General features: G+C 64.5%; 1 protein-coding gene. It reads right to left on the bottom strand.

Features of this window, described 5'->3' with window-relative positions; translation table 11 throughout:
• Positions 1–265: hypothetical protein (locus tag SCA31_RS23795; protein ID WP_410699471.1), on the bottom strand; the 265-nt coding region annotated here is incomplete at both ends.

Below are 265 nucleotides of genomic sequence, written 5' to 3'. Positions count from 1 at the left end.
CTGGTGCGGCTTCACTCAATCCCTTGAGGTCGCTGCGCCTGAAGAGATTCAGAATCTTCCCGTAGTCGGGGGCGGGAGCGGTCAGGGAGTTCACCGCGAAGATGAGACCGAGTATGACTGACGCCCCGAGCCCGAAAGCTAGCAGGCCGAGGCGCCCTGACGGGGGAGCCATCGCGGACAGAACCGCGGAGGCGCTGCTGGATAGCACATCTGTGATGATCACACCCAGGAAGGTCAGGTTGGCCGCGGCGCAGACGCCGACGGC

Source organism: Chryseobacterium sp. SIMBA_028 (assembly GCF_046535285.1).
Classification (GTDB): domain Bacteria; phylum Bacteroidota; class Bacteroidia; order Flavobacteriales; family Weeksellaceae; genus Chryseobacterium.
The sequence above is the reverse complement of the archived record's forward strand: the minus strand, read 5'-3'. Positions and strand labels throughout refer to the sequence as shown.